Annotated in this window: 17 protein-coding genes and 1 pseudogene; 10 read left to right on the top strand and 8 right to left on the bottom strand. The window is 61.9% G+C overall.

The features are described 5' to 3' along the window. Nucleotides 1–229: 229 nt before the first annotated feature. The gene (locus NCS67_RS14000) at nt 230–1,594 is read right to left on the bottom strand and encodes a hemolysin family protein (RefSeq protein WP_008354020.1); all 1,365 of its coding nucleotides are present in this window, start codon (nt 1,592–1,594) and stop codon (nt 230–232) included. Nucleotides 1,595–1,654: 60 nt separating this feature from the next. After that, nucleotides 1,655–2,776, bottom strand: coding sequence for a sensor histidine kinase (locus NCS67_RS13995; RefSeq protein WP_250435453.1), 1,122 nt, complete (start codon nt 2,774–2,776; stop codon nt 1,655–1,657). A gap of 691 nt (nt 2,777–3,467) precedes the next feature. On the opposite strand from NCS67_RS13995, the gene NCS67_RS13990 reads away from it, so the two are divergent. From NCS67_RS13990 to NCS67_RS13945, 10 genes are all read left to right on the top strand, one after another. Then, entirely contained in the window at nt 3,468–4,751 is a 1,284-nt protein-coding gene (locus tag NCS67_RS13990) for a flippase (protein WP_033536876.1), read from the top strand. A gap of 296 nt (nt 4,752–5,047) precedes the next feature. Continuing rightward, a complete protein-coding gene (locus NCS67_RS13985; RefSeq protein WP_160297408.1) occupies nt 5,048–5,209 on the top strand; it encodes a hypothetical protein in 162 nt (53 codons plus the stop codon). A 415-nt stretch (nt 5,210–5,624) separates the two neighbouring features. Continuing rightward, nucleotides 5,625–6,779: a glycosyltransferase gene (locus tag NCS67_RS13980; RefSeq protein WP_008354025.1), complete on the top strand. Its 1,155-nt coding sequence runs from the start codon at nt 5,625–5,627 to the stop codon at nt 6,777–6,779. Nucleotides 6,780–6,789: 10 nt separating this feature from the next. Further along, a complete protein-coding gene (locus NCS67_RS13975; RefSeq protein WP_250435452.1) occupies nt 6,790–7,869 on the top strand; it encodes a glycosyltransferase family 4 protein in 1,080 nt (359 codons plus the stop codon). 66 nt (nt 7,870–7,935) lie between these two features. After that, nucleotides 7,936–9,039: a glycosyl hydrolase gene (locus tag NCS67_RS13970; protein ID WP_008354027.1), complete on the top strand. Its 1,104-nt coding sequence runs from the start codon at nt 7,936–7,938 to the stop codon at nt 9,037–9,039. Nucleotides 9,040–9,545: 506 nt separating this feature from the next. After that, nucleotides 9,546–11,897, top strand: coding sequence for a polysaccharide biosynthesis tyrosine autokinase (locus NCS67_RS13965; RefSeq protein ID WP_250435451.1), 2,352 nt, complete (start codon nt 9,546–9,548; stop codon nt 11,895–11,897). Nucleotides 11,898–12,035: 138 nt separating this feature from the next. After that, nucleotides 12,036–12,281, top strand: coding sequence for a hypothetical protein (locus tag NCS67_RS13960; RefSeq protein WP_250435450.1), 246 nt, complete (start codon nt 12,036–12,038; stop codon nt 12,279–12,281). A gap of 87 nt (nt 12,282–12,368) precedes the next feature. Beyond that, nucleotides 12,369–13,781 (top strand): hypothetical protein, encoded by a 1,413-nt coding sequence (locus NCS67_RS13955; protein ID WP_144403786.1) that lies wholly within the window; start codon nt 12,369–12,371, stop codon nt 13,779–13,781. Between the two features lie 107 nt (nt 13,782–13,888). Then, the gene (locus NCS67_RS13950) at nt 13,889–14,230 is read left to right on the top strand and encodes an FKBP-type peptidyl-prolyl cis-trans isomerase (protein WP_008354031.1); all 342 of its coding nucleotides are present in this window, start codon (nt 13,889–13,891) and stop codon (nt 14,228–14,230) included. A gap of 11 nt (nt 14,231–14,241) precedes the next feature. Continuing rightward, the gene (locus NCS67_RS13945) at nt 14,242–15,039 is read left to right on the top strand and encodes a helix-turn-helix transcriptional regulator (RefSeq protein WP_175983191.1); all 798 of its coding nucleotides are present in this window, start codon (nt 14,242–14,244) and stop codon (nt 15,037–15,039) included. Here NCS67_RS13945 and NCS67_RS13940 read toward each other — a convergent pair. From NCS67_RS13940 to accD, 6 genes and pseudogenes are all read right to left on the bottom strand, one after another. Next, a pseudogene (locus NCS67_RS13940) lies at nt 15,021–15,122 on the bottom strand (PLP-dependent transferase); the annotation flags it as partial. The gene NCS67_RS13945 and the pseudogene NCS67_RS13940 overlap by 19 nt on opposite strands. A gap of 113 nt (nt 15,123–15,235) precedes the next feature. After that, nucleotides 15,236–16,783 carry an amidophosphoribosyltransferase gene (gene purF / locus NCS67_RS13935; protein WP_008354035.1) on the bottom strand — a complete coding sequence of 516 codons (1,548 nt, stop codon included), beginning with the start codon at nt 16,781–16,783 and terminating at the stop codon, nt 15,236–15,238. Nucleotides 16,784–16,926: 143 nt separating this feature from the next. After that, the gene (locus NCS67_RS13930; protein ID WP_008354036.1) at nt 16,927–17,460 is read right to left on the bottom strand and encodes a CvpA family protein; all 534 of its coding nucleotides are present in this window, start codon (nt 17,458–17,460) and stop codon (nt 16,927–16,929) included. Between the two features lie 9 nt (nt 17,461–17,469). Continuing rightward, complete coding sequence (locus tag NCS67_RS13925; RefSeq protein WP_250435449.1) at nt 17,470–18,333, bottom strand: SPOR domain-containing protein; 864 nt, start codon at nt 18,331–18,333, stop codon at nt 17,470–17,472. A gap of 41 nt (nt 18,334–18,374) precedes the next feature. After that, nucleotides 18,375–19,685, bottom strand: coding sequence for a bifunctional tetrahydrofolate synthase/dihydrofolate synthase (gene folC, locus NCS67_RS13920; RefSeq protein WP_008354038.1), 1,311 nt, complete (start codon nt 19,683–19,685; stop codon nt 18,375–18,377). Nucleotides 19,686–19,763: 78 nt separating this feature from the next. After that, the gene (accD, locus tag NCS67_RS13915) at nt 19,764–20,636 is read right to left on the bottom strand and encodes an acetyl-CoA carboxylase, carboxyltransferase subunit beta (RefSeq protein ID WP_008354039.1); all 873 of its coding nucleotides are present in this window, start codon (nt 20,634–20,636) and stop codon (nt 19,764–19,766) included. Nucleotides 20,637–20,649: the final 13 nt, after the last annotated feature.

Here is a 20,649-nt window from a genome sequence, read left to right as displayed (position 1 = left end):
CAAGCCCGGTGATTGTGATGAGGGCACTCTTTAGGCAGCCCACGATGGACGAGAGGACTACCCAAATTGCGTGTGACCGCGGGCGTATCGGGAGCTGCTTTCTTTGGTTACTTTCTTTGCAGCAGCAAAGAAAGTGACTGCCGCCCCGCACAGGGGCAGTGCTAATAGACCGACACGATAACGGGATCCGGCGAAATCACTAGCGAAAGCGAAGAAAAACCCAAAAAGGTCATTCCGCTTCCTCAAGCGCCTCCTCCCGCGGATACACCCGAACCAGCACAATCCTCGGCCCCTTCATCTTCTTCACGACGATATCGAACCGATCGAACTCCACCCGCTGCCCTTCACTGGGCAAATCGCCCAAAGCATTGATTACGAGCCCGCCAACCGACTCCGCGCGTCCTTCATCGATATCGATCCCCAACGCGCGCTCGAGCGAAACAACCGGCAAGCTGCCCTTGCCCATCAACGTGCCGTCATCCATGCGCGACCAATCGGCATCGCCCTGACGAAACTCGTCGTGAATCTGCCCCACGAGCGCGCCAAGCAGGTTATCGAGCGTGATGAAACCGATAGGCTTCGCGCCCTTGCGCCCAACGATCGCCAGATGCGGCGCGCCCTTGCGAAAGCGCCGAAACAATTCAAGCGCCGACAGATTCGGCGCAACGTACTGCACCGGCCGCACATGACGCGAAAGCTTGTCGATCTTCCCGACCGCATCCTTCGAAAAGTTGAAGTGGATGCCACGCGCGCCGCCATCGCCTGAAAGCAGAAGGTCCTTCAGATGGATCATGCCGATCACGCGCTCGCCCGACGCATCGGCGAAAAGCGGATAGCGCGAGAAACGATGCCGCGCGATCACGGCGAGGTTGTCGCGCATCGGCAGATCATTGCGCAAGCCGACCAGCTCGTGCGCCGGACGCATCAGATCCGACACCGTCATGCGGCTAAAATCGAGCGAATGCGCGATCGTATTCCACTCGTCCTCGTTATACGAGGAGCCGCCGCCATGACGGCGCCCGCGCAGGATCAGCTTGAGCTCGTCCGTGGAGTAATGCGCGTCGTGACCATGTTCGGCCGAAATGCCGAAAAGACGCAGCACGAAGTTCGCGCTCGTATTCAGCACCCAGATGAACGGATACATCAGCCAGTAAAAGCCGTATAGCGGCGTGGCGAGCCACAGGCCGACCTGTTCCGCGCGACGGATGGCCCACGACTTCGGCGCCAGTTCCCCAACGACGATATGCAGGAACGAAATGACGGAGAACGCGAAGAAGAGCGAGATCGAGTCGATCAGCTTCTCCGACTCGACGCCGAGCAGTGCAAAGAGCGGATGAAGCAGCGCCGCGAACGCGGGCTCACCGATCCAGCCGAGTCCGAGCGATGCCAGCGTGATGCCGAGCTGACATGCGGAAAGATAAGCGTCGAGCTGCCCGTGCACCTTTGCGAGCAGTCGGCCAGGCAAGCCATTGGTGCGTGCCAACGCCTTGACGCGTGTGGCCCGCAGCTTGACGAGCCCGAACTCCGCCGCGACGAAGAAACCATTCAACGCGACGAGCAACAATGCGCCGATCAGCGCGACAACCTGAGCCAAAGCAACTCTCTTCGAAAGTGGAAAGCGTCAGTATATGGGTGACAGCTGATCGGAAGTCAATTACATGCCCGCGACCGGCACGCGCACCGATAACGTCACTTCGGCGTTGTCGGCGATATCGCTGTGCTCGAACGCGCCGCCATGCGCCTCCGACACGCGCTTGCACAATGCAAGGCCCCATGCGATGCGTCCGCCTTCGCGCGGCTCGAGCGCCTGACGCCGCGCGAACGCTTCGAGCACGTGCGGCGAGGCCGTATCGCCGAGCGCCTGTGCCGATGCCGTGAATTGCACGTCCGTGCGCCACATGCTGCCCTCGACGTTGCTCGACACACGCACCGTCGCGCCCGCGGGACTCGCTTCGGCGGCGAACGCGAGCATGAGCCAGAGCGTCTGCAACAGACGTTCGGCATCGCCTTCGACTTGTTCTTCCGCGAGCGGCGAATCGATGTCGATCGTCACGTCACGCGCGCGCGCGACGCCGGCACGCGCGAGCGCCGCGATCTTTTCCAGAAGTGGTCGCAACGCGACCGGCGCGAGCGCGACCTGTAGCGCCTTGGTCTCGGCGCGCGTCGTATCGACCGATTGCTCGATGAGCTTCACCTGTTGCTCGACGCCCGAGCGAATGCCCGCGAGCGCGCGCTGCGCGGCGGCATCGTTGGCGTCGACCTTGCGCTCCAGCACATAACCCCAGCTATGAATTGCGTTGAGCGGGCCGCGCAAATCGTGCGATACGACCGACAGCACATGATCGCGCATGAAAAGCGCAGCCTCGGCTCGCAGATGCGCGATGCGATCCTTTGCGCTGGGCTCGCCGTCCGGCGCGTTCGCCGGCGACACGATCAGCGTCACGCAATCCGGGCCCGGCAGCGCGATGATCGAGAAGGCGCGCGGCGCGTCGTCTTCGCCGAAGCTCACATGCGCGCGACGCGTGCCGTTGCCTGCGAGCGCGGCATCGGCAGCCTCGGCGAGCACCGCAGTGAGCGGCCGCGGCAACGGCGTCTCGGCGAGTGCGCGGCCGTTCAGCGCGGCGGGATCAAGATCGAAGAGATGAGCGAGAACGGAGTCGGCGGAGAGGCATCGCTGGGCGGCGTCGAGCACCAGCACGCCGTCGTTTCCTGCGACGGCCGCATCGAAGGACTTGTCGCCTTCGGGTTCGACCGTACTGGAAAAAGACGTTGTCACGGTTGTGGATCCTTGGTGTATCGGTGTTGCGGTTGATGTCGCGGAAGCTGGGATGCGTAGTAGCAGTGCGCGTATTGGCCTGACGAACGAGGACGCGCGAGAAACCTTGCAAGTCATTATATGTGAGCGCCTACCACGCCTGCGGCAGCGGTGCGCAACGCGCTCCGCTGCGCCGCTCGCAGCAATTCGCGTGCACGACCGATTCGGCATCATGCGCATGCGTTTTCATTCGACGCTCGCACAAGATGCTATCGGCGAACTATTGCGACACGTCATGTGTCGGAAGGGAAGGCCTCGTGGTTCACGCGCCTTTCGCTTACCAGCACTTCGCGAAAATTTCAATCGAACGATCGCATCCGACCATCGTGTTACGTGTGCAAACCCACTGACAAATACGGGTTTTCCTTGTTAAATAGCTTCTGTCGCACAGACAGCGCACTCTCCGGAAGTGTACGACGGTCCGGAACCGGCGCATTTCGTTCAACTTCAGCGCGCTTGATGCCAGGCCAAGGCACAAGTGCGCAGACCTCTTTGGCCCGCGCCGCATTGACGGCAATACGTACGAGCGAAACTAATCGCTTCATGCGTTGTCACGCAATGGCCCGCCCGTAACGGGCGAGCATGCAGGGTTCGTAGCCCTGCGTCATAGTCATAAGATCAAGCTGCGCTAAAGCCGGGGAAAAACCGTTCAATGGCTTCATTTCGAAAGAACTTCACGATATTGATGACGCTGCAGGTATCCACATACCTCGCACCGTTGCTGACGCTGCCATGGCTCGCGCGCGTCCTCGGCCCCAGCGAATACGGACGCCTTTCGTTCGGCCTCGCCTTCACCGCATACTTCATCTCAATCACCAATTACAGCTTTTCGCTGACCGCGACGCCGAAGATCTCGATCAATCGTCAGAGCCGCGAAATGCGCTCGAAGCTGTTCTGGGAAACCATCGTCACGCAGGCCGCGCTTGCACTGGCTGGCTTCTTCGTTGTCATCGCGCTGACGTCGGTCGTACCTTATCTGCAAGAGAACCGCGAGTTGCTTCTCATCGGCTATGGTCAGGCAGTCGGTGCAATGTTAATTCCGACGTGGTACTTTCAGGGCATCGAAGATCTCGGCATGTTGAGCCTGTTCGTATTCATCGGACGTGCCCTCAGCATTCCTGCGATGTATCTCTTCGTGCGCGAGCATGACGACGTCCATAAGGCGATGGCCGTCAATGCTCTGGTGCCGCTGCTGTCGGGCATCGCGATTTGCACGTACCTTTATCTGCGGCGCGAGCTCGACTTCGTGCGCGTGTCGCTCCGTACCATCGTCGTTCGTCTGAAGGACGGATGGAGCGTATTCATGGCGACGTCGATCGTCGACATCTATGCATCGAGCAACATCGTGCTCCTGACATTTATTTCGGGTAATGTTGCAGCAGGTTATTTCGCCGCGGCCGACAAGCTGATCCGTGCCGCGTTGAACATGCTTCAGCCGCTCAAGACCGCGGCCTATCCGCGCGTGAGCTTTCTCATGCATCACGCAAAGGATGATGCGTTTGCATTCCTGCGCAAGATGTTCGTCGTGCAAGGCCTGATCGTGTCGCTGATCTCGGTGTGCATCTTCTTCGGCGCGCCGCTTGCAGTAAAACTCTTGTATGGGCCGAAGTTCTTGCCTACCGTAGAGGTGTTGCGCTGGATGGCATTCGTGCCGTTGATGGTCGGCCTGACGGATCTGTTCGGTGTTCAGACGATGCTGCCGCTCGGCATGAAGGCACAGTTCAGCCGCGTGCTGATGGCCTCCGCGGTACTGAATTTCAGCTTGCTTGCCGTGCTGGCGAAGCTCTTCGGCGAGCAGGGCGCGGCGGCTACGGTGCTGATCGTCGAGACGCTGGTTGCTGCGGCCATGGCCTTCACGCTGCATCTGCAAGGCGTGCCGTTGCTCAAGCGTCAGCGCCCGATCGCGGGAGGAAGTGCCGGGTCTGAAACGACGTGAACCCTATCGGGAAATACGTCGTAGCTAATAAGCTTTCCCAGGCTGCATATTCGCTTTTCCATAAATGTGAAACTGGCGTGTTAAAAACAGTAACAAGTGATTCTAATTGGTAACGCATTTATCGAATCACGCGCTTTAACAAAGCTTTGTTTTGCACCCGAAGAGCGCAGCGGATGCTTTCGACTTGCGCTCTACTCCAAAGTTGCATTTAAGTATGTGAGTCAACGAACCGACCTATGCAGGTCGAGTCGTTATCTTAATGGTATGAGCAGCATTTAATTAAGAGAGCCTGCAGAATGGAAACAGAAGAAATGTCGGTCGAGCATGTACAAAGGCTGGCCGATCAGGCCGAGAGCCTGCGCATGCAGTCGGTCGCGGTACCGCTCAAGGATCTGCAGATCCTTCTGCAGATTTGCGAGACGGCGATAGCTCAGCAGAATGCTGCGGCCGCCAAATAAGCTTTATTTTCCGTATTCGTCAGCACGATTTCGCTGACTTCACGATGTTTCCAAAAAAGACCGACATCGGGGCGCCCATCCGACCAAAGCTGATTGGTCCGGGAGCTTGCGGCAGGTAAATCCAGGCTTGTCATCAGGCTTGACGGGGCTCTTGGCATCCCCGTGCGCAAGGAACGAGTAATGCTATGTCGGATCTCGTGTGTGCTTTTCGGACGCGTATTTAAATCGTGCGATTAGTACTCGCCACGCATATCCCGGCTTTTTGACGCGTTCCTCGAAGTGGCCATGAACCGCCGCTTCGGATGCGTTCGCCCTGCGTGAACGTATCACGTCATTTTTCCATAACGACTAGACCATTCCTTCTCATCGCGTATCGCCGCGGGCGCTCGGCGCAACGCCATTCGAAGAGTTGAATATGAAAGAGATCGTCCATATCACCGAAGCCTTCGGCGGCGGTGTACTGTCCATGCTGACGCAGCTTTCCAATCGCGCGGCGGCCGCTGGCGTCGGCGTAACGATCCTTCATTCGATCCGGCAAGAAACACCCAATAATTTCGCCAAGCTCTTTCATCCGGCAGTAAAGCTAACCTACGTCAGCATGTTCCGCGAAGTGAGCGTGAAGAATGACCTGACGAGTCTCTGGAGCCTCGTCCGCAAGTTGAAGGAGTGCGATCCATCGGTGATCCATCTGCATTCGTCGAAGGCGGGCGTTCTCGGACGCGCGGCCGCGCGCATCGCCGCGCCGCGCGCACGCGTGTTCTATTCGCCGCACGGTCTCGCGTTCCTGCGCCGCGACGTGTCGCCCGCGAAGCAGTTTGCTTATCTGAGCTTCGAGCGCATCGCCGCGAAGCTCGGCGGCACCATCGTCGCGTGTTCGAAAAGCGAGCTCTCCGAGATCGAAACGAAGATGCATGCGCGACGTGCCCGCATGATCGAAAACGGCGTGAACGTTCCGGAGATTCCGCCGCGCGTCGACACGAACGCGGGCGGCATCGTCATCGGCATGAGCGGCCGTGCGATGTTTCAAAAGAACCATGAAGCGTTCGTGAAGCTCGCGAGCGAGTTGTCCAACCCTTCGGTGCGCTTCCTGTGGATCGGCGGCAACGAAACCGAATTGCCCGCCGGCACGCCCAAGGATGCCGTCGCGTGCAGCGGCTGGGTCACGCGCGATCGGGCGCTCGAACTCACGGCTGGGCTCGATATCTATGTGCAGACGTCCCGGTGGGAAGGCATGCCTATCGCACTCATCGAGGCGCAGGTCGCGGGCATTCCCGCCGTCGTCACCGATGTGGTCGGCAATCGCGATGTCGTGCAGCACGGCGTGACCGGCTTCGTTGCATCGAACATGGAGGATATGGCGAAGTACATCGCGATGTTGCGCGATGACCCGTCGTTGCGCGCACGCATGGGGGCCGCAGCGAGAGCATCCGCAAGCAAGCGCTTCTCGATGGACGCGATCTTCCGTCAATGGCTTTCGATGTACGAGTTCGGCTCCGACAAGCCCACGCGCGAGCCGCTCGGCGCGAACGAGGTTGCATCGTATGAAACCAGCTCCGATTCACAGTTCTGACGCCCTGCACATGGATACGACAATCGCCACGAACAAGCTCGTCTATAACGGCCGCTTCACGAGCCAGAAGACCACCGGTGTGCAACGCGTCGCGCGCGAACTCGTCGCCGCGCTAGGAAAGTTGCCGCAAGGCTCGCATGTGACGCTCGCGGTGCCGCCGCAGGACGGACTCGATCCCGTGCAAGGCGTTCAGACCGTCAAGCTCGGCTTCGGCAAGGGCGTCTTCTGGGAGCAGATCGTCCTGCCGCTCTTCGCGGGGCGCTCGCGTATCGTGAATCTTTCGAACTCGGGTTCCATCTTCCGCCCGAACCAGATCATCTACATGCACGATGCCGCGGTGTTCGATACGCCCGCGCATTTTTCGTGGAAGTTTCGCACCTGGTATCACGTGATGTTCTGGATTCTCGCGCGCACGTCGAGCTGCGTGCTGACGAATTCGAAGTTCTCGCGCGACCGGCTCGCGCATCATGTCGGCGTGCCGGCGGAGCGTATCGGCGTGGTGCCGCTCGCGGCCGATCACCTCGATCAGATCACGCCCAATCTTTCGGTGATCGACGAGCTCGAGCTCACGAAGCGGCGTTACGTGCTCGCCGTGAGCAGCATGAATCCGACGAAGAACTTCAAGCGCCTCGTCGAGGCGTTCATGCGTCTGAACGATCCGTCGATCGATCTCGTGATCGTCGGCATGAAGAACGCCGCGATCTTCGGCAAGGCGCACGATCTGTCGAGCGCGCCGAACATCAAGCAGGCGGGCTATGTCAGCGACGAAAAACTGCGGGCGCTCTACCAGAATGCGGCGTGCTTCCTCTATCCTTCAATCTACGAAGGCTTTGGCATTCCGCCGCTCGAAGCCATGCGCAACGGTTGCCCGACACTCGTCGGACGCGCGGCCGCATTGCCGGAAACGTGCGGCGATGCATCGATCTATTGCGACCCGTACTCGGTCGAAGACATTTCGAACAAGTTGCGCGAGCTGCTGGATTCGCCCGAACTGAGCGAAGACCTTAGACGTCGCGGCCTCGCGCATGCCGAGCGGTTCCGGTGGACGGAAAGCGCCCGCTTGCTGATGCAGTTCATCGACAAGCCATGATGGCAACGACGTCACATCATTCCCACGCGCCCGCCGCAGCACGGCGCGCGCTTACATGAGGGCCGAATGTCGATGCGAACTCTGGTGGCTGCCGTCTCGCTCTTCGGTGCGCTGTGCTGCGCATCCGTTCTGATCTATGCGCGCAGCGGCACGTCCGACGCCTATTCCAGCAAGCACTCGGCAACGCACAAGGCGGACGCCGCGAGCAGCGCGACGCCCAGGATCGCGTGCGGAAACGGATCGACGGGTGTGTTCTACGGCATCGCGGGACATCTGGAACATCACGGCGCATACGGCACGAGCGATTACGACTTGCAGATTTCACAGCTCCGCGATCTCGGCGTCACGATGTATGCGCAGGATGTATCGAGTGAACGAAGCGCGCATATGGTGGCGGATTTCGCGCGCGCGGCGGCGAAGCAATGCATCGGCGTACTCGCGCTCGTCACGCCCTTCGAGCCGGAAAAGCGCGCGAACGAGCAGGAAACTTTCGAGCGCGGCTATGCGCTCGGCAAGACGGCGGGAAGCGTGCTGAAGGGACTCGTAACGTACTACCAGGTCGGCAACGAATACGACAACTGGTCGATACTCGGCTCGGATCGCAGCGGCGAGCATCCGCAGGACTACGACAACGCGATGTTCATGAAGGCGCGCGGCTCGATCCTCGGTCTGATCAAAGGCATACGTGAGACGAATCCCGACGCGAAGATCCTGCTGACATCGTTCAGCTGGCTGCATTACGGCTTCACGGACATGCTGTATGCGGGCACGCAGCCCGACGGCTCGCGCGGCCATCCGATTCCGCAGTGGGATATCACTGCATGGCATTGGTATTCCAACATGGGTTCGATCACGGCGGCGGGCGACAAGAAGGTCAACGTGCTCGAACGCCTGCGCGACAGTTATGGCAAGCCGATCTGGATCACCGAGTACGGCGTGCGGCCCACGCACGCGGACCCGGGGGGCTATCTCATCGGCAAGGACGCATTGAAGGGATTCGTGTCGCTCGCGAAGACCTACAACATCCAGAACGTGACGTTGTACGAGCTATACGACGATCAGCGCTTTGGCGGCGATGGCAACTACGGCGTGATCCACGATGACGGTAAAACGCGCAAATCGCGCTTCAATACGGTGCGCGACTTCATCAAGGCCAATCCGATGCCATGAAACCGCAATCTATTCGTGTTACGAATGAAGTATGGGCGGAACTTGCGATTATCGCGTGAAAATGGGCTTGCGCAACCGGCGACCCCACGCTTATAACGCCCGCAACGTTCGCTACATAACAGACGCATGCAGTTTGTGTCCGGAAGATAGATTCAGCACCGTTTTTTCCGGACTCAACGTATCGTTTTACAGTAAGCGATTCGTAGGGCTTCGCGAGTTTCATCCGCCGAATCCCGAGACGCGGTTCCGAGGCACGGAGTGTGCTTCCAAGGAATATCGCACTCCGACGAGCCAACGCGCTTCGTCACGCGAACTCGAAGCATCGCGCGCTTCGCCCGCTTTTAAGAGCCTTTCGCGTCTTTAGTCTGTCTGGAAGTTCCGACGGCCCTGCGCCGGATCAAATAACACGTAAGACGTACCGCGGACATGTCGCGCGGGCTTTCTGTTTTTTCTCGGCCCGGGAAACAACGCTCAACTTATCGACTTATCGAACTGAGGACGCGCCATTGAACACCCTCTATGTCAACTCCGGATCCTCGCGCCCTGGCAAGGACGACGGCGAATTCACCGCGGGCGACATGCTCAGGCTCCTGCGCGATCACCTTGGCATGCTGTTCCTGTTCATCGGGATCACGGCCGCGCTCGCGACCGCCTATGCGTTTCTTGCCACGCCCATCTATTCGTCGGATGTCGTGGTGCGGGTCGATCCACCTGATCCGAACGCGCTCGGCATCGCGCCGCAAAACCAGGCGCAGATGCAGCAGGCTCAACCCACGGCCACGCAGCTCGCACCCGCGGAAATCTCCGTGATGCAGAGCCGCTCCGTGCTCGAACCGGTCGTGAAACAGTTCCACTTCGACATCAAGGTCAAGCCGGACATGTTCCCGGTGCTCGGTCAGATCGCTTCGTTGTTCGCGAAGAAGGGACATCTCTCGCCGGCATGGTTCGGCATGGACTCGTACGGATGGGGCGGCGAGTCGCTGCAGATCGGCCGCCTCGATGTGCCGCCTTCGCTCGAAGACCAGAAGCTCGACTTCGTTCTGCTCGACAACAACCAGTACGAACTCCGCGACCCCGACGGCGCGGTGCTCGTGCGTGGCACGATCGGTCGTCCGGCATCGGCGAACGGCGTGTCCATTCTCGTCAATAGCGCGCTCGGTCATCCGGGCGTGCACTTCGACGTGACGCGCCTCAACACGCTCGACGCGATCGCGATGATGAAGAAGACGATGAAGGTCGCCGAGTCCGCGAAAGACACGGGCGTCGTGCAGATCACGTTCAACGCCGACGATCCCGCGCTGACCGCCGATGTCGCGAACGCGCTCGGCCAGGCGTATCTGACGGCAGCCGTGCACGCGCGTCAGGCCAACGACACGAAGACGCTCGAATTCATTCGCGGAGAATTGCCGCGCCTCGAAAGCGATCTGCGTCGCGCGGAAAGCAACTTGAGCGCGTTCCGTTCGAAGTCGCAATCGGTGACGCCGCTCAACGAAGCGCAGGCCTATCTGCAAGGCAGCATCACGTCGATGCAGCAACTCGCGACGCTCAAGCTGCAACGCACGCAACTCTTGCAGCGTTTCCAGCCCACCAGCCCGCAAGTCGTCAATCTCGATCAGCAGATCGCGGAGCTCGAAGCATCGAACAAGCAGATTCAGCAGCGCTTCGACAGCATGCCCTCGTCCGAGCGCCAGAACGCGACGCTCACGCGCGATGCGCGCGTGGCCGAAACCATCTACATGGGGATGGTGAACAAGGCGCAAGAGCTGTCCGTGCGCCGCGCAAGCACGAGCGGCGGCGCGCATATCGTCGATAACGCGCTGCGTCCGTATCGTCCGGTGAAGCCGAACAAGGCGCTCGTGATCGCCGCGGGCACGGGTCTCGGCTTTTTCATCGGCACGTTCTTCATCTTCCTGCGCCGCCACGCGATGATCGGTGTGACCGATCCGATGTTCGTCGAGCGCCGTCTTTCGGTGCCGGTACTGGGCGAAGTGCTGTATAGCCGTCAGCAGGCGATGCTCGATCACGAGATTGCCGTATCGCCCGTGGAGCACGCGCCGCTCACCTACTCCGGCGCGCAGGACGGCGGCGCGCCGAAGGCGTTGCCGCATATTCATCTGCCAGAGCACGACGCGTTCGCGATGCCGCACGTCGCCGACACGGACCGCGACGCCCGCGTGCTCGCGACGCGCTTCCCGCACGATCCGGCCGTCGAGGCGCTGCGTGCGGTGCGTACCGAGCTGTATCGCGATCTCGCCAATGCGCCGAACAATATCGTGATGCTGACGGGCCCGATTCCGTCCGCGGGCAAGAGCTTCGTCGCGGCGAATCTTTCGGTGCTGCTCGCGGAAATCGGCCTGCGCGTGCTGCTGATCGACGGCGACATGCGGCGCGGCCACATCGCATCGTTCTTCAAGCAGTCGAATCCGGGCGGTCTCTCGGAAGTGCTGAAGGGCGAACTCGCGCTCGGCGATGCGATCCGTTATGTCGGCGTGCCGGGACTGTCGTTCATGTCGTGCGGCGGCTATCCGGAGAATCCTTCCGAACTTTTGATGATGCCGGGCTTCCGCAACATGCTCGCGCGCATGAGCGATCAGTTCGACCTCGTGATCGTCGATACGCCGCCGTTCCTCGTCGTCACCGACGCGGCGATCGTGGCGAGCGATGCGGGTTCGACCGTGCTCGTGCTGCGCTCCGGCATCCAGAGCGAGGAAGAGATCGAGGAAACCGTGAAGAAGGTGCAGCGTTCGGGCGGCAGGCTCGTCGGCTCGGTCTTCAACGCGATTCCGCGACGCCCGAGCAATCGCCGCAGTTATGGTTACGCGGCGGCATATACGAGCACGTTCAAGTCGATGACCTAACCGCGGCGCATAATCGAGCGCAGCGGATGAAGCATCGCGCCGCGTGCCTGTCACGCGGCGCTTCACGTTGTAACGGTGGAATCTGCACGGACTTTCGATGTAAGCACGTCGTCAACCGGGTCGATGAGAGAGACGCATATGAGCGGACATTTTTCATTCGGGCATCGGCTCGTGCACTGCCCGCGTTGCCGCAGGCAAGTGGGCGCGACGTTGAGCGTGTGTCCGCATTGCGATTTTCATCGCGTGCGAAAGGCGCGACCCGAGCGGCAGTTGCCGCCGCCCGTGCAAGAACCGGTCGTCATCCGGCGCCCGCCGCTCGTGTCGCTGCGTTCCGCGCTCGTGATCCTGCTCGCGCTCCTGGCGACGTTCCGGCCCAGAGTGTGAGCGTGCCGACGATCGATCCGGCAGGCGTTTTGCTCCCGATAACGAACGACAGCCCGTCATGAAGCGGGCGCATCCTACCCTTCGATAATGAAAGATAAAGCGTCGCTGACCGACCTCTACTACCGAATCTGGGCCTTCGCGATGCCGGTGACGTCGTTTCTCGTCATGCCATCGATTCAGGGCACGACGATCGGCTATCTGATGTGCTTCCTGTCCGTGCCGCTCGTGCTGCTGTTCGGCGGGCGCGCGCGCAAGAACTGGATGCACTTCGTGATCGCGGCGATCGCGGTCTGGCTGCTGATGGTCTGCACCTCGCAGCTCGCGGACGTCATGGCGCCCTTCGATCCCGACTTCAGCAAGATCTCGCTCGTCGACGACACCGATCCCCTCACGTTCATCATGCGCAAGAGCATGTTCACGCAGTCGCTTTACGTGGCGGCGGTCGTGCTCTATGCGGCGTATGTGTACCACTACTACAAGCCGACCTGGGACCAGTGGATTCTCGCGGCCGTCACGCTGCTCGCGATTTACGGCATTTACGAAGTGGCGTACTTCATCGCGACGGGACAGCCGGGCGACTTCATCTCGAACCGCGCATTCGGCGATCAGTTCGGCAAGGGCATCGTGCGTTCGGACGGCACGGTGAACGGCAGTTCCTTCCAGCAGATCGACATCAAAGGCTTTCCGATCCAGCGCTTGAAAGCGCTGACAGGCGAGCCGTCGATGTACGCCATGTCCATCTTCCCGTTCTGGGTCTACTTCAACGCGACGTCGCGCGTGCGCTGGCCGGTGTGGGTGATCGGACTGTCGCTTCTGATGACCACTTCTTCGACGGTGCTGATCGGCTATGCGGTGTATTCGCTGATCCGCGTGCGCAAGCTCGGCATCAACCCGGTGAAGGCGCTGATCGGACTTTTCGTGCTGTGCGTGATCGGGTATCTGCTGCAGGATTACATCGCCGAGCTCTTCAAGCAGATGGTGACCGACAAGCTCGAAGCGAAGACCGAGTCGGGTTCCGACCGCAGTCTGCTGTTCCTTCACTCGATGCAACTGTGGCTCGATCTCGCGCCGCTCAATAAGCTCTTCGGCATCGGCTTCGGCTATGTGCGCTCGACCGATCTCTTCTCGACGCTGCTCGTCAATACCGGCATCATCGGCACGGTCTTCATCAGCGCGTTGATGCTGTACCCCGCGTTCAAGCTCGACTGGGATCCGCGCGGCATGGCGCTGCGCCAGTGCTGCGCCGCGACCTGGACGATGATGATGGTGTCCGTGCCCGAGTTCGCCTATCTCGCGCCGTGGACGCTCGTCGCGATGGCCTATGTCCGCGTGCGCGCGCTGAAGATCGCGAGGCAGCAGATCGGCGATCAGGCCGCCGCCGCCGCGATGCATGATTCGCAAGACGGCGCGTCGATCGGCACCGCGATCGGCCGGCACGTAAGGCCGGAAATCGGCACACGCATCGGTTCGCGCTTCGGGCCGCACAGCCGTCATCTGTAATCGACGCGGCGCTTCCGGGCGCCGCCCGCTTCCCTGCGACGTTCTACAATGTCGGTTTCGACCACCGGTTCATCCATCGCCGATGACCGGGCAACCAGGGAGCAACCATGTCGACTGTCACGACCGATTCCGGTCTCAAATACGAAGACGTCACCGTTGGCGAAGGCACTGAAGCCGTCGCCGGCAAGACCGTCAGCGTGCACTACACGGGCTGGCTCACGGACGGCCAGAAGTTCGATTCGAGCAAGGACCGCAACGACCCCTTCGCCTTCGTGCTGGGCGGCGGCATGGTCATCAAGGGCTGGGACGAAGGCGTGCAGGGCATGAAAGTGGGCGGCGTGCGCCGTCTCACGATTCCGCCGCAACTCGGCTACGGCGCGCGCGGCGCGGGCGGCGTGATTCCGCCCAACGCCACGCTCGTGTTCGAAGTGGAACTGCTCGACGTCTGAGCGTTTTCCGCATGAGCGCGCCGCTTCATCGTCCTGCCGTGTCGTTGCGCCGCTATGAGGCGGCGCAGGCGTCGGACGTGCACGACTTTCATCAGATCGTGCTCGGCCTCGACGGGTCGATGGAGATGGCCGTCGACGGCAACGGCGCACGCATCGATTGCAGGGGTGCGTGGATCATCCCGGCGGGCGCGCGCCACGATTACTGGGCCGAGGGCGACAATCGCCAACTCGTGCTCGATCTGCCCGCCACGTCCGTCGCGGTGCCCGAGCGCTACTTCGAACGGGCGCGCGCGATCGTCATCGATCCGCGCATCACGCAAGCCGTCGCCGATGTCGCCCGTCGCGCGCATCTCGCGGATACGCATCTCGCGGACCGCTTCGCATGGCAAGCGGCTGCGCATCTGTGCGGCGCGCTGATGCACGACACCGACGATTCCATCGACGCGATGCGCGGCCTCGATTTCGCGCGCATCGACCGATGGTTGCGCTCGCAACTATCGGCGCCGCTGCGTATCGCCGATCTCGCCGCGCATTGCGGCTTCGGCATGCGGCGCTTTCATCAGCTCTTCAACGAAGCGTTCGGCGAGACGCCGCATCGCTATCTGCATCGGCTGCGGCTCGACACCGCGTTGACCTTGCTCGCCGACTCGCGCGCGTCGCTCACCGATATCGCGCTCGATGTCGGTTTCGCCGATCAAAGCGCGTTCACGCATGCGTTCTCGAAACGCTTCGGCATCTCGCCGGGGCAATGGCGCAACGGCGGTTCATCCGATTCACGCGACAGACCGGCGCGTATGACGGATGCGTGATAGCGCGCGATTTCGAGCGCATTCGCCGATTGCTTCTCGACGCGCAACCCGAGCGTCTCCATGCCATTCAACAGCACCCACGCAAGCGCTTGGCCGCTTCCGCCGCGCTCGAAAAGCAGAAGCTCGAAGGCTCGAGACGCAAAAAAGCCCGCTTGGTCCTTGCAGACGAAGCGGGCTCGTTCGAAGCGCCGAAAACTTACTCGACCGATAGTTGCAAATGCAACTGTGAGCGCGCCATGCCGCCCTCTTGCGCGTCGCTCGCAGCATCGCGATCCGACTGCGATTGCGGCGCAAGACGTGCGGACTCGATGCGATCGAGATAATCGGTCGTGACGTCGCCAGTGATGTAGTTGCCGTCGAAGCACGACGCTTCGAATTCCTTCAACGCCGGATTGATGTCGCGGATCGCGTTCTTCAGGTCTTCCACGTCCTGATAGACGAGATAATCCGCGCCGATCATGCGTGCGACTTCCTCATCGCTGCGGCCGTGCGCAACGAGTTCGCCGCGCGTCGGCATGTCGATGCCGTACACGTTCGGGAACTTCACCGGCGGCGCGGCGGACGCGAAGATCACTTTGTTCGCGCCGGCATCGCGGGCCATCTGCACGATTTCATGCGAGGTCGTGCCGCGCACGATGGAATCGTCGACGATCAGCACGTTCTTGCCCTTGAACTCGATGCCCATCGCGTTGAGCTTCTGACGCACCGATTTCTTGCGCACCGCCTGACCCGGCATGATGAAGGTGCGGCCGACGTAGCGGTTCTTGAAGAAGCCTTCGCGATACTCCACGCCGAGCTTCGCGGCGACCTGCATCGCGGCGGGGCGCGACGAGTCGGGAATCGGCATGACGACGTCGATCGGCACATCCGGCAGCACGCGCTTGATTTTCTCGGCGAGGTAATCGCCCATGCGCAGACGCGCGTTGTAGACCGGCACGCCGTCGAGGCACGAATCCGGACGCGCGAGATACACGAGCTCGAAAATGCACGGATTGAGCTCGGGCTTCTCGGCGCATTGGTGGCTGTGCAGATTGCCTTCCGCGTCGATGAAAATCGCTTCGCCCGGTTCGACATCGCGCACGAATTCGAAGCCGATGCCTTCGATCGCCACCGATTCCGACGCGACCATCCACTCGACGCCCGTCGACGTTTCGAGCTTGCCGAGCACAAGCGGACGAATGCCGAACGGATCGCGGAACGCGACGAGACCGTAGCCCGCGATCAGCGAGACGATCGCGTACGAGCCCTTCACACGGCGATGCACGCCCGCGACGGCTTTCCACAGCGCGGTCGCATCGAGTTGCAGGCCCGAGCTCGCGAGCTGCAGTTCGTGCGCGAAGACGTTGAGCAGCACTTCGGTGTCGGATGCAGTGTTGATGTGCCGGCGGTCGATGCGGAACATCTCGTCCTTCAGCTGCATCCAGTTCGTCAGATTGCCGTTATGCGCGAGGATGATGCCGAACGGCGCATTCACGTAGAACGGTTGCGCTTCTTCCTCGCTCGATGCGGACCCGGCGGTCGGATACCGCACCTGGCCGATGCCGACGTTGCCCGGCAGACTGCGCATGTTGCGCGTGCGGAACACGTCGCGCACCATGCCGTTGGCTTTGTGCATGTGGAAGTTATTGCCGTTCGCCGTGGCGATGCCCGCCGCGTCCTGTCCGCGATGCTGGAGCAGGAGCAAGCTGTCATAGATCAGCTGATTGACGGGACTTTGGGAAACTACACCTACGATGCCGCACATGGCATGGTCCTTCAAAGAGTCGAAACGGGTAGACAAGGCGTTGCCCGGATCTCTTCGACGCTTCTCTCAAAAACTGGCCGTGACGTGGCCGGGGCGAAGCGTCTTCGAGCCGTCGCGCGTTCCTCGTGTAGCCGGCCGTTCGTCTATTGTGCGGCGTTGGGCGCCAGGCCGCCCGGTTCGGGAGCGACGTGCACATACGCGGCGAGCGTATCGGGGAGCAGCGGTTTCAATTCGCGCACGCCTTGCTCGGCCATCGGCCGCAGCAGCGCATTGCGCCAAAAATCTTTCTGAGGCAGTTCGGTCAGGCCAGCCAGGGCGACCAGAATAACTACCAATATAGCCCCTCTGACGAGGCCGAACAGCAAGCCCAACGAGCGGTCCACGCCGCGCAGGCCGGTGACTTCCGTGATGCGCGTCAATAGCGCCGACAGCACGCTCGATACGAGCAGCACCGCCCCGACCACCAGCACGAACGCCACGAGCCACTGCGTAAGCGCGCCGCCGGGCCACGTCGACGGGATATACGGCACGACGAGCCCGACGAACCGTCCCGCGATCAGAATGGCGGCGACCCAGCCGACCAGACCGAACGCTTCGGCCAACAGGCCGCGCCACATGCCGCGCAGCGCGGACAGGCCGATCACGGCCATCACGGCGTAGTCGAAAGCGGTGAACATCGAGCCGGCTTAGTTCGATGCCCGGGTGCCGCCGCCCAGGCCGGCCTGCCGCACCTTCACGAGCGCGGCCTGCGCCGACGCGCGATCCGGGAACGGCCCCGCGCGCAACAGCGACTTGGTCGCGCCGTCCGACTGCTTGCGATGTTCGAGATATGCGGGCACACCCGCGGACTTCAACTTGTTGACCCAATTCTGCGCGGCGGTTTCGTCGTCGAACTGGCCGATCTGCAGCACGAAGCGGCTGCCCGCCGGCGACGACGGCGTGTTGGCCGTGCCTGCCGCGGCGTTCGCCGCGGTGTTTGCGTTGGCTTGTTCGGAAGGCTCGGCCGCTTGCGGCTTCGCGTTCTGGCTCGCCACGGCTGCGGGCTTCGACGGCTTCGCTTCCGGCTTGGCTTCGGCTTTCGCGTCAGGCTTCGCTTCCGGCTTCGGCTCGGGCTTTGCCGTCGCGGCAGGTGCCGCGGCTTGCGGCTGCGTCACGCCGGCGGAAACACTGCCCGACGCACCCGACGGCGCGTCGTGCGCGACACCGGCTTGCGTGTCGGCGTCGTTGGCGTCGCGCGACTGCTTCGCGGCGGGCGCCGGGCGGTTGGGAATATCGATGGAAATGTCGTCGGTGACGGGCTTCGGACGCGAATCGAGCACCATCGGCAGGACGATGACGGCGGCGAGCACCAGCGCGATCGCCCCGACGAGCCTGCGGCGCGCGCGCTGCTTCTCGGGCAGGGTGGGATCGAGCATCATCGCGTCGGCGTCGGTGCGCTCGGATCTGCGCGTGCGGCGTTCCGTGCGGACGGTGTGACGCGAGCCGCGCGATGAATCGGAATATGCGTCGCGACCGGAGTCGTCTTTCTTGCCGAACGAAAAGAGTCCCATGTATCGCTTGGTGCTGACGGCCGACCGTCTCAATGATGCTGCTAGTTATGCTGCATTCGACGGTAGGCCATGACGCCGGCTACCGTGTAGAAACTTCCGAAAACCAAAATTCTATCATTTTCAGACGCCCGGCTTAACGCATCTTGAAAAGCCGCCGCAGGTGTTTCAAAGCGAGAAACGCTGCTGTCGGCGCTGTCGTTGACACCAGCGTCGCGCAATGCGTGTTCCAGTTGCTCCGCCGACGCGGCGCGCGGCGTGGGCAGCGCGGTCACGTTCCAGTGATCGATCTCGCCCTTGAGTTGCTTCACGACGCCTTCGATGTCCTTGTCGCCCATCGCGCCGAACACCGCGTAAGTGTACGGAAAATAGCCCATGTTGCCGAGATTTTGCGACAACACGGCGGCTGCGTGAGGATTGTGCGCAACGTCGAGAATGATTTGCGGCTTGCCCGGCAGCACCTGGAAGCGCCCCGGCAACTCGACGTTCGCCAGGCCAAGGCGAATGTCCTGCGCCGAAACCGGCAGACGGCCGCGCAGCGCTTCGAGCGCGGCCAGCGCCGCCGACGTGTTGATGAGCTGATTCGCGCCGCGCAGCGCCGGATAGGCCAGCGCCGAGCGCCGCTGCTCGCGGCCGATATAACTCCATTGCTGGCGCTCGTTGCCCGGCTGGGCTTCGTAGCGGAAATCGCGTCCGACGAGCCACAGATCCGCGCCGATCGCCTCGGCATGTTCGATGAGAGTCTGCGGCGGCGACGGATCTCCGCACACTGCCGGCTTGCCCGTCCGGAATATGCCCGCTTTTTCGAAGCCAATTTTTTCGCGCGTGTCGCCGAGATAGTCCGTATGGTCGATGTCGATGCTCGTGATCACAGCACAATCCGTATCGACGATATTCACCGCGTCGAGACGCCCGCCCAGCCCGACTTCGAGAATCACCGCGTCGAGCTTGCGCGACGCGAAGAGATGCAGGATCGCAAGCGTTGTGAACTCGAAGTACGTCAGCGAAACCGGCTCCGGCAGGCTGGCGCGCGCCTTTTCCACGGCCGCGAAATGTTCGAGCAGATCGGCGTCGCTCGCCTCCGCGCCGTCGATGCGCGCGCGCTCGTTGAACGTCAGCAGATGCGGCGACGTATGGCAACCGACGCGATACCCCGCGCGCAGCAAGATCGTTTCGATGATCGCGCAGGTCGAGCCCTTGCCGTTCGTGCCGCCGACGGTGATGACCGGGCAGTCGAAACGCAGGCCGAGCGCATCCTTCACCTTGCCGATGCGCGCGAGGCCCATGTCGATGCCGACCGGATGCGCCGCTTCCAGATGGGCGAGCCAGGCGTCGAGAGTCGGGAATGTGTTCATTTTCGAGATCGCAAAAACAAAAGCGCCGCGCGGAACCTCGCGGGGTTCACGCGCGGCGCGGCGCTACGTACATTCGGGTCAGGCGACGGAATCGGCGGGTTGCCGCGTCATCAGCGCCATCAATTGGGCGATTTCTTCGCGCATCTTGCGGCGATCCACGATCATGTCGACCGCGCCCTTCGTCAGCAGGAACTCGGCGCGCTGGAAACCTTCCGGGAGCTTCTCGCGCACGGTCTGCTCGATCACGCGCGGGCCGGCAAAGCCGATCAGCGCCTTCGGCTCGGCAATCACGACATCGCCCAGGAACGCGAACGATGCGGACACACCGCCCATCGTCGGGTCGGTCAGCACGGAAATGAACGGCAGCTTCGCGTCCGCGAGTTTGGTCAGAAGCGCAGTGGTTTTGGCCATCTGCATGAGCGAAAGCAGGCTTTCCTGCATGCGCGCGCCGCCCGAGGCCGTGAAGCAGATGAACGGCACGTTCTGCTCCAGCGCGTTGCGCGCGCCGCGCACGAAGCGCTCGCCGACCACCGAGCCCATCGATCCGCCCATGAACGAGAATTCGAAGCACGCGACGACACACGGAATCGTGTGGATCGCGCCGCCCATGACGACCATGGCGTCGGTCTCGTCCGTATCTTCCATCGCTTCCTTGATGCGATCCGGATACTTGCGGCTGTCCTTGAACTTCAGCGCGTCGACCGGGACGACTTCCTGGCCGATTTCATAGCGGCCTTCCGGGTCGAGCAGGCGGTCGAGCCGCTCGCGCGCGCCGATTCGCATGTGATGGCTGCACTTCGGGCATACGTGCAGATTCGCCTCGACGTCGTTGCGATACAGCACCGCTTCGCACGACGGACACTTCACCCAAAGGCCCTCGGGAATGCCCTTGCGGCTTTTGGGATCGGTTTGCTTGATCTTCGGCGGCAGCAGTTTGTCGAGCCAGCTCATCGTTTTTCCTTGA

The sequence above is a fragment of the Caballeronia sp. ATUFL_F2_KS9A genome (assembly GCF_023630765.1).
Classification (GTDB): domain Bacteria; phylum Pseudomonadota; class Gammaproteobacteria; order Burkholderiales; family Burkholderiaceae; genus Caballeronia; species Caballeronia zhejiangensis.
The sequence above is the reverse complement of the archived record's forward strand: the minus strand, read 5'-3'. Positions and strand labels throughout refer to the sequence as shown.

Coding starts and splice junctions, on each gene's coding strand:
- NCS67_RS13990 (WP_033536876.1), top strand. CDS start 3,468: ATGGCTTCATTTCGAAAGAACTTCACGATATTGATGACGCTGCAGGTA.
- NCS67_RS13985 (WP_160297408.1), top strand. CDS start 5,048: ATGGAAACAGAAGAAATGTCGGTCGAGCATGTACAAAGGCTGGCCGAT.
- NCS67_RS13980 (WP_008354025.1), top strand. CDS start 5,625: ATGAAAGAGATCGTCCATATCACCGAAGCCTTCGGCGGCGGTGTACTG.
- NCS67_RS13975 (WP_250435452.1), top strand. CDS start 6,790: ATGGATACGACAATCGCCACGAACAAGCTCGTCTATAACGGCCGCTTC.
- NCS67_RS13970 (WP_008354027.1), top strand. CDS start 7,936: ATGTCGATGCGAACTCTGGTGGCTGCCGTCTCGCTCTTCGGTGCGCTG.
- NCS67_RS13960 (WP_250435450.1), top strand. CDS start 12,036: ATGAGCGGACATTTTTCATTCGGGCATCGGCTCGTGCACTGCCCGCGT.
- NCS67_RS13955 (WP_144403786.1), top strand. CDS start 12,369: ATGAAAGATAAAGCGTCGCTGACCGACCTCTACTACCGAATCTGGGCC.
- NCS67_RS13950 (WP_008354031.1), top strand. CDS start 13,889: ATGTCGACTGTCACGACCGATTCCGGTCTCAAATACGAAGACGTCACC.
- NCS67_RS13945 (WP_175983191.1), top strand. CDS start 14,242: ATGAGCGCGCCGCTTCATCGTCCTGCCGTGTCGTTGCGCCGCTATGAG.
- purF (WP_008354035.1), bottom strand. CDS start 16,783: ATGTGCGGCATCGTAGGTGTAGTTTCCCAAAGTCCCGTCAATCAGCTG.
- NCS67_RS13930 (WP_008354036.1), bottom strand. CDS start 17,460: ATGTTCACCGCTTTCGACTACGCCGTGATGGCCGTGATCGGCCTGTCC.
- NCS67_RS13925 (WP_250435449.1), bottom strand. CDS start 18,333: ATGGGACTCTTTTCGTTCGGCAAGAAAGACGACTCCGGTCGCGACGCA.
- folC (WP_008354038.1), bottom strand. CDS start 19,685: ATGAACACATTCCCGACTCTCGACGCCTGGCTCGCCCATCTGGAAGCG.
- accD (WP_008354039.1), bottom strand. CDS start 20,636: ATGAGCTGGCTCGACAAACTGCTGCCGCCGAAGATCAAGCAAACCGAT.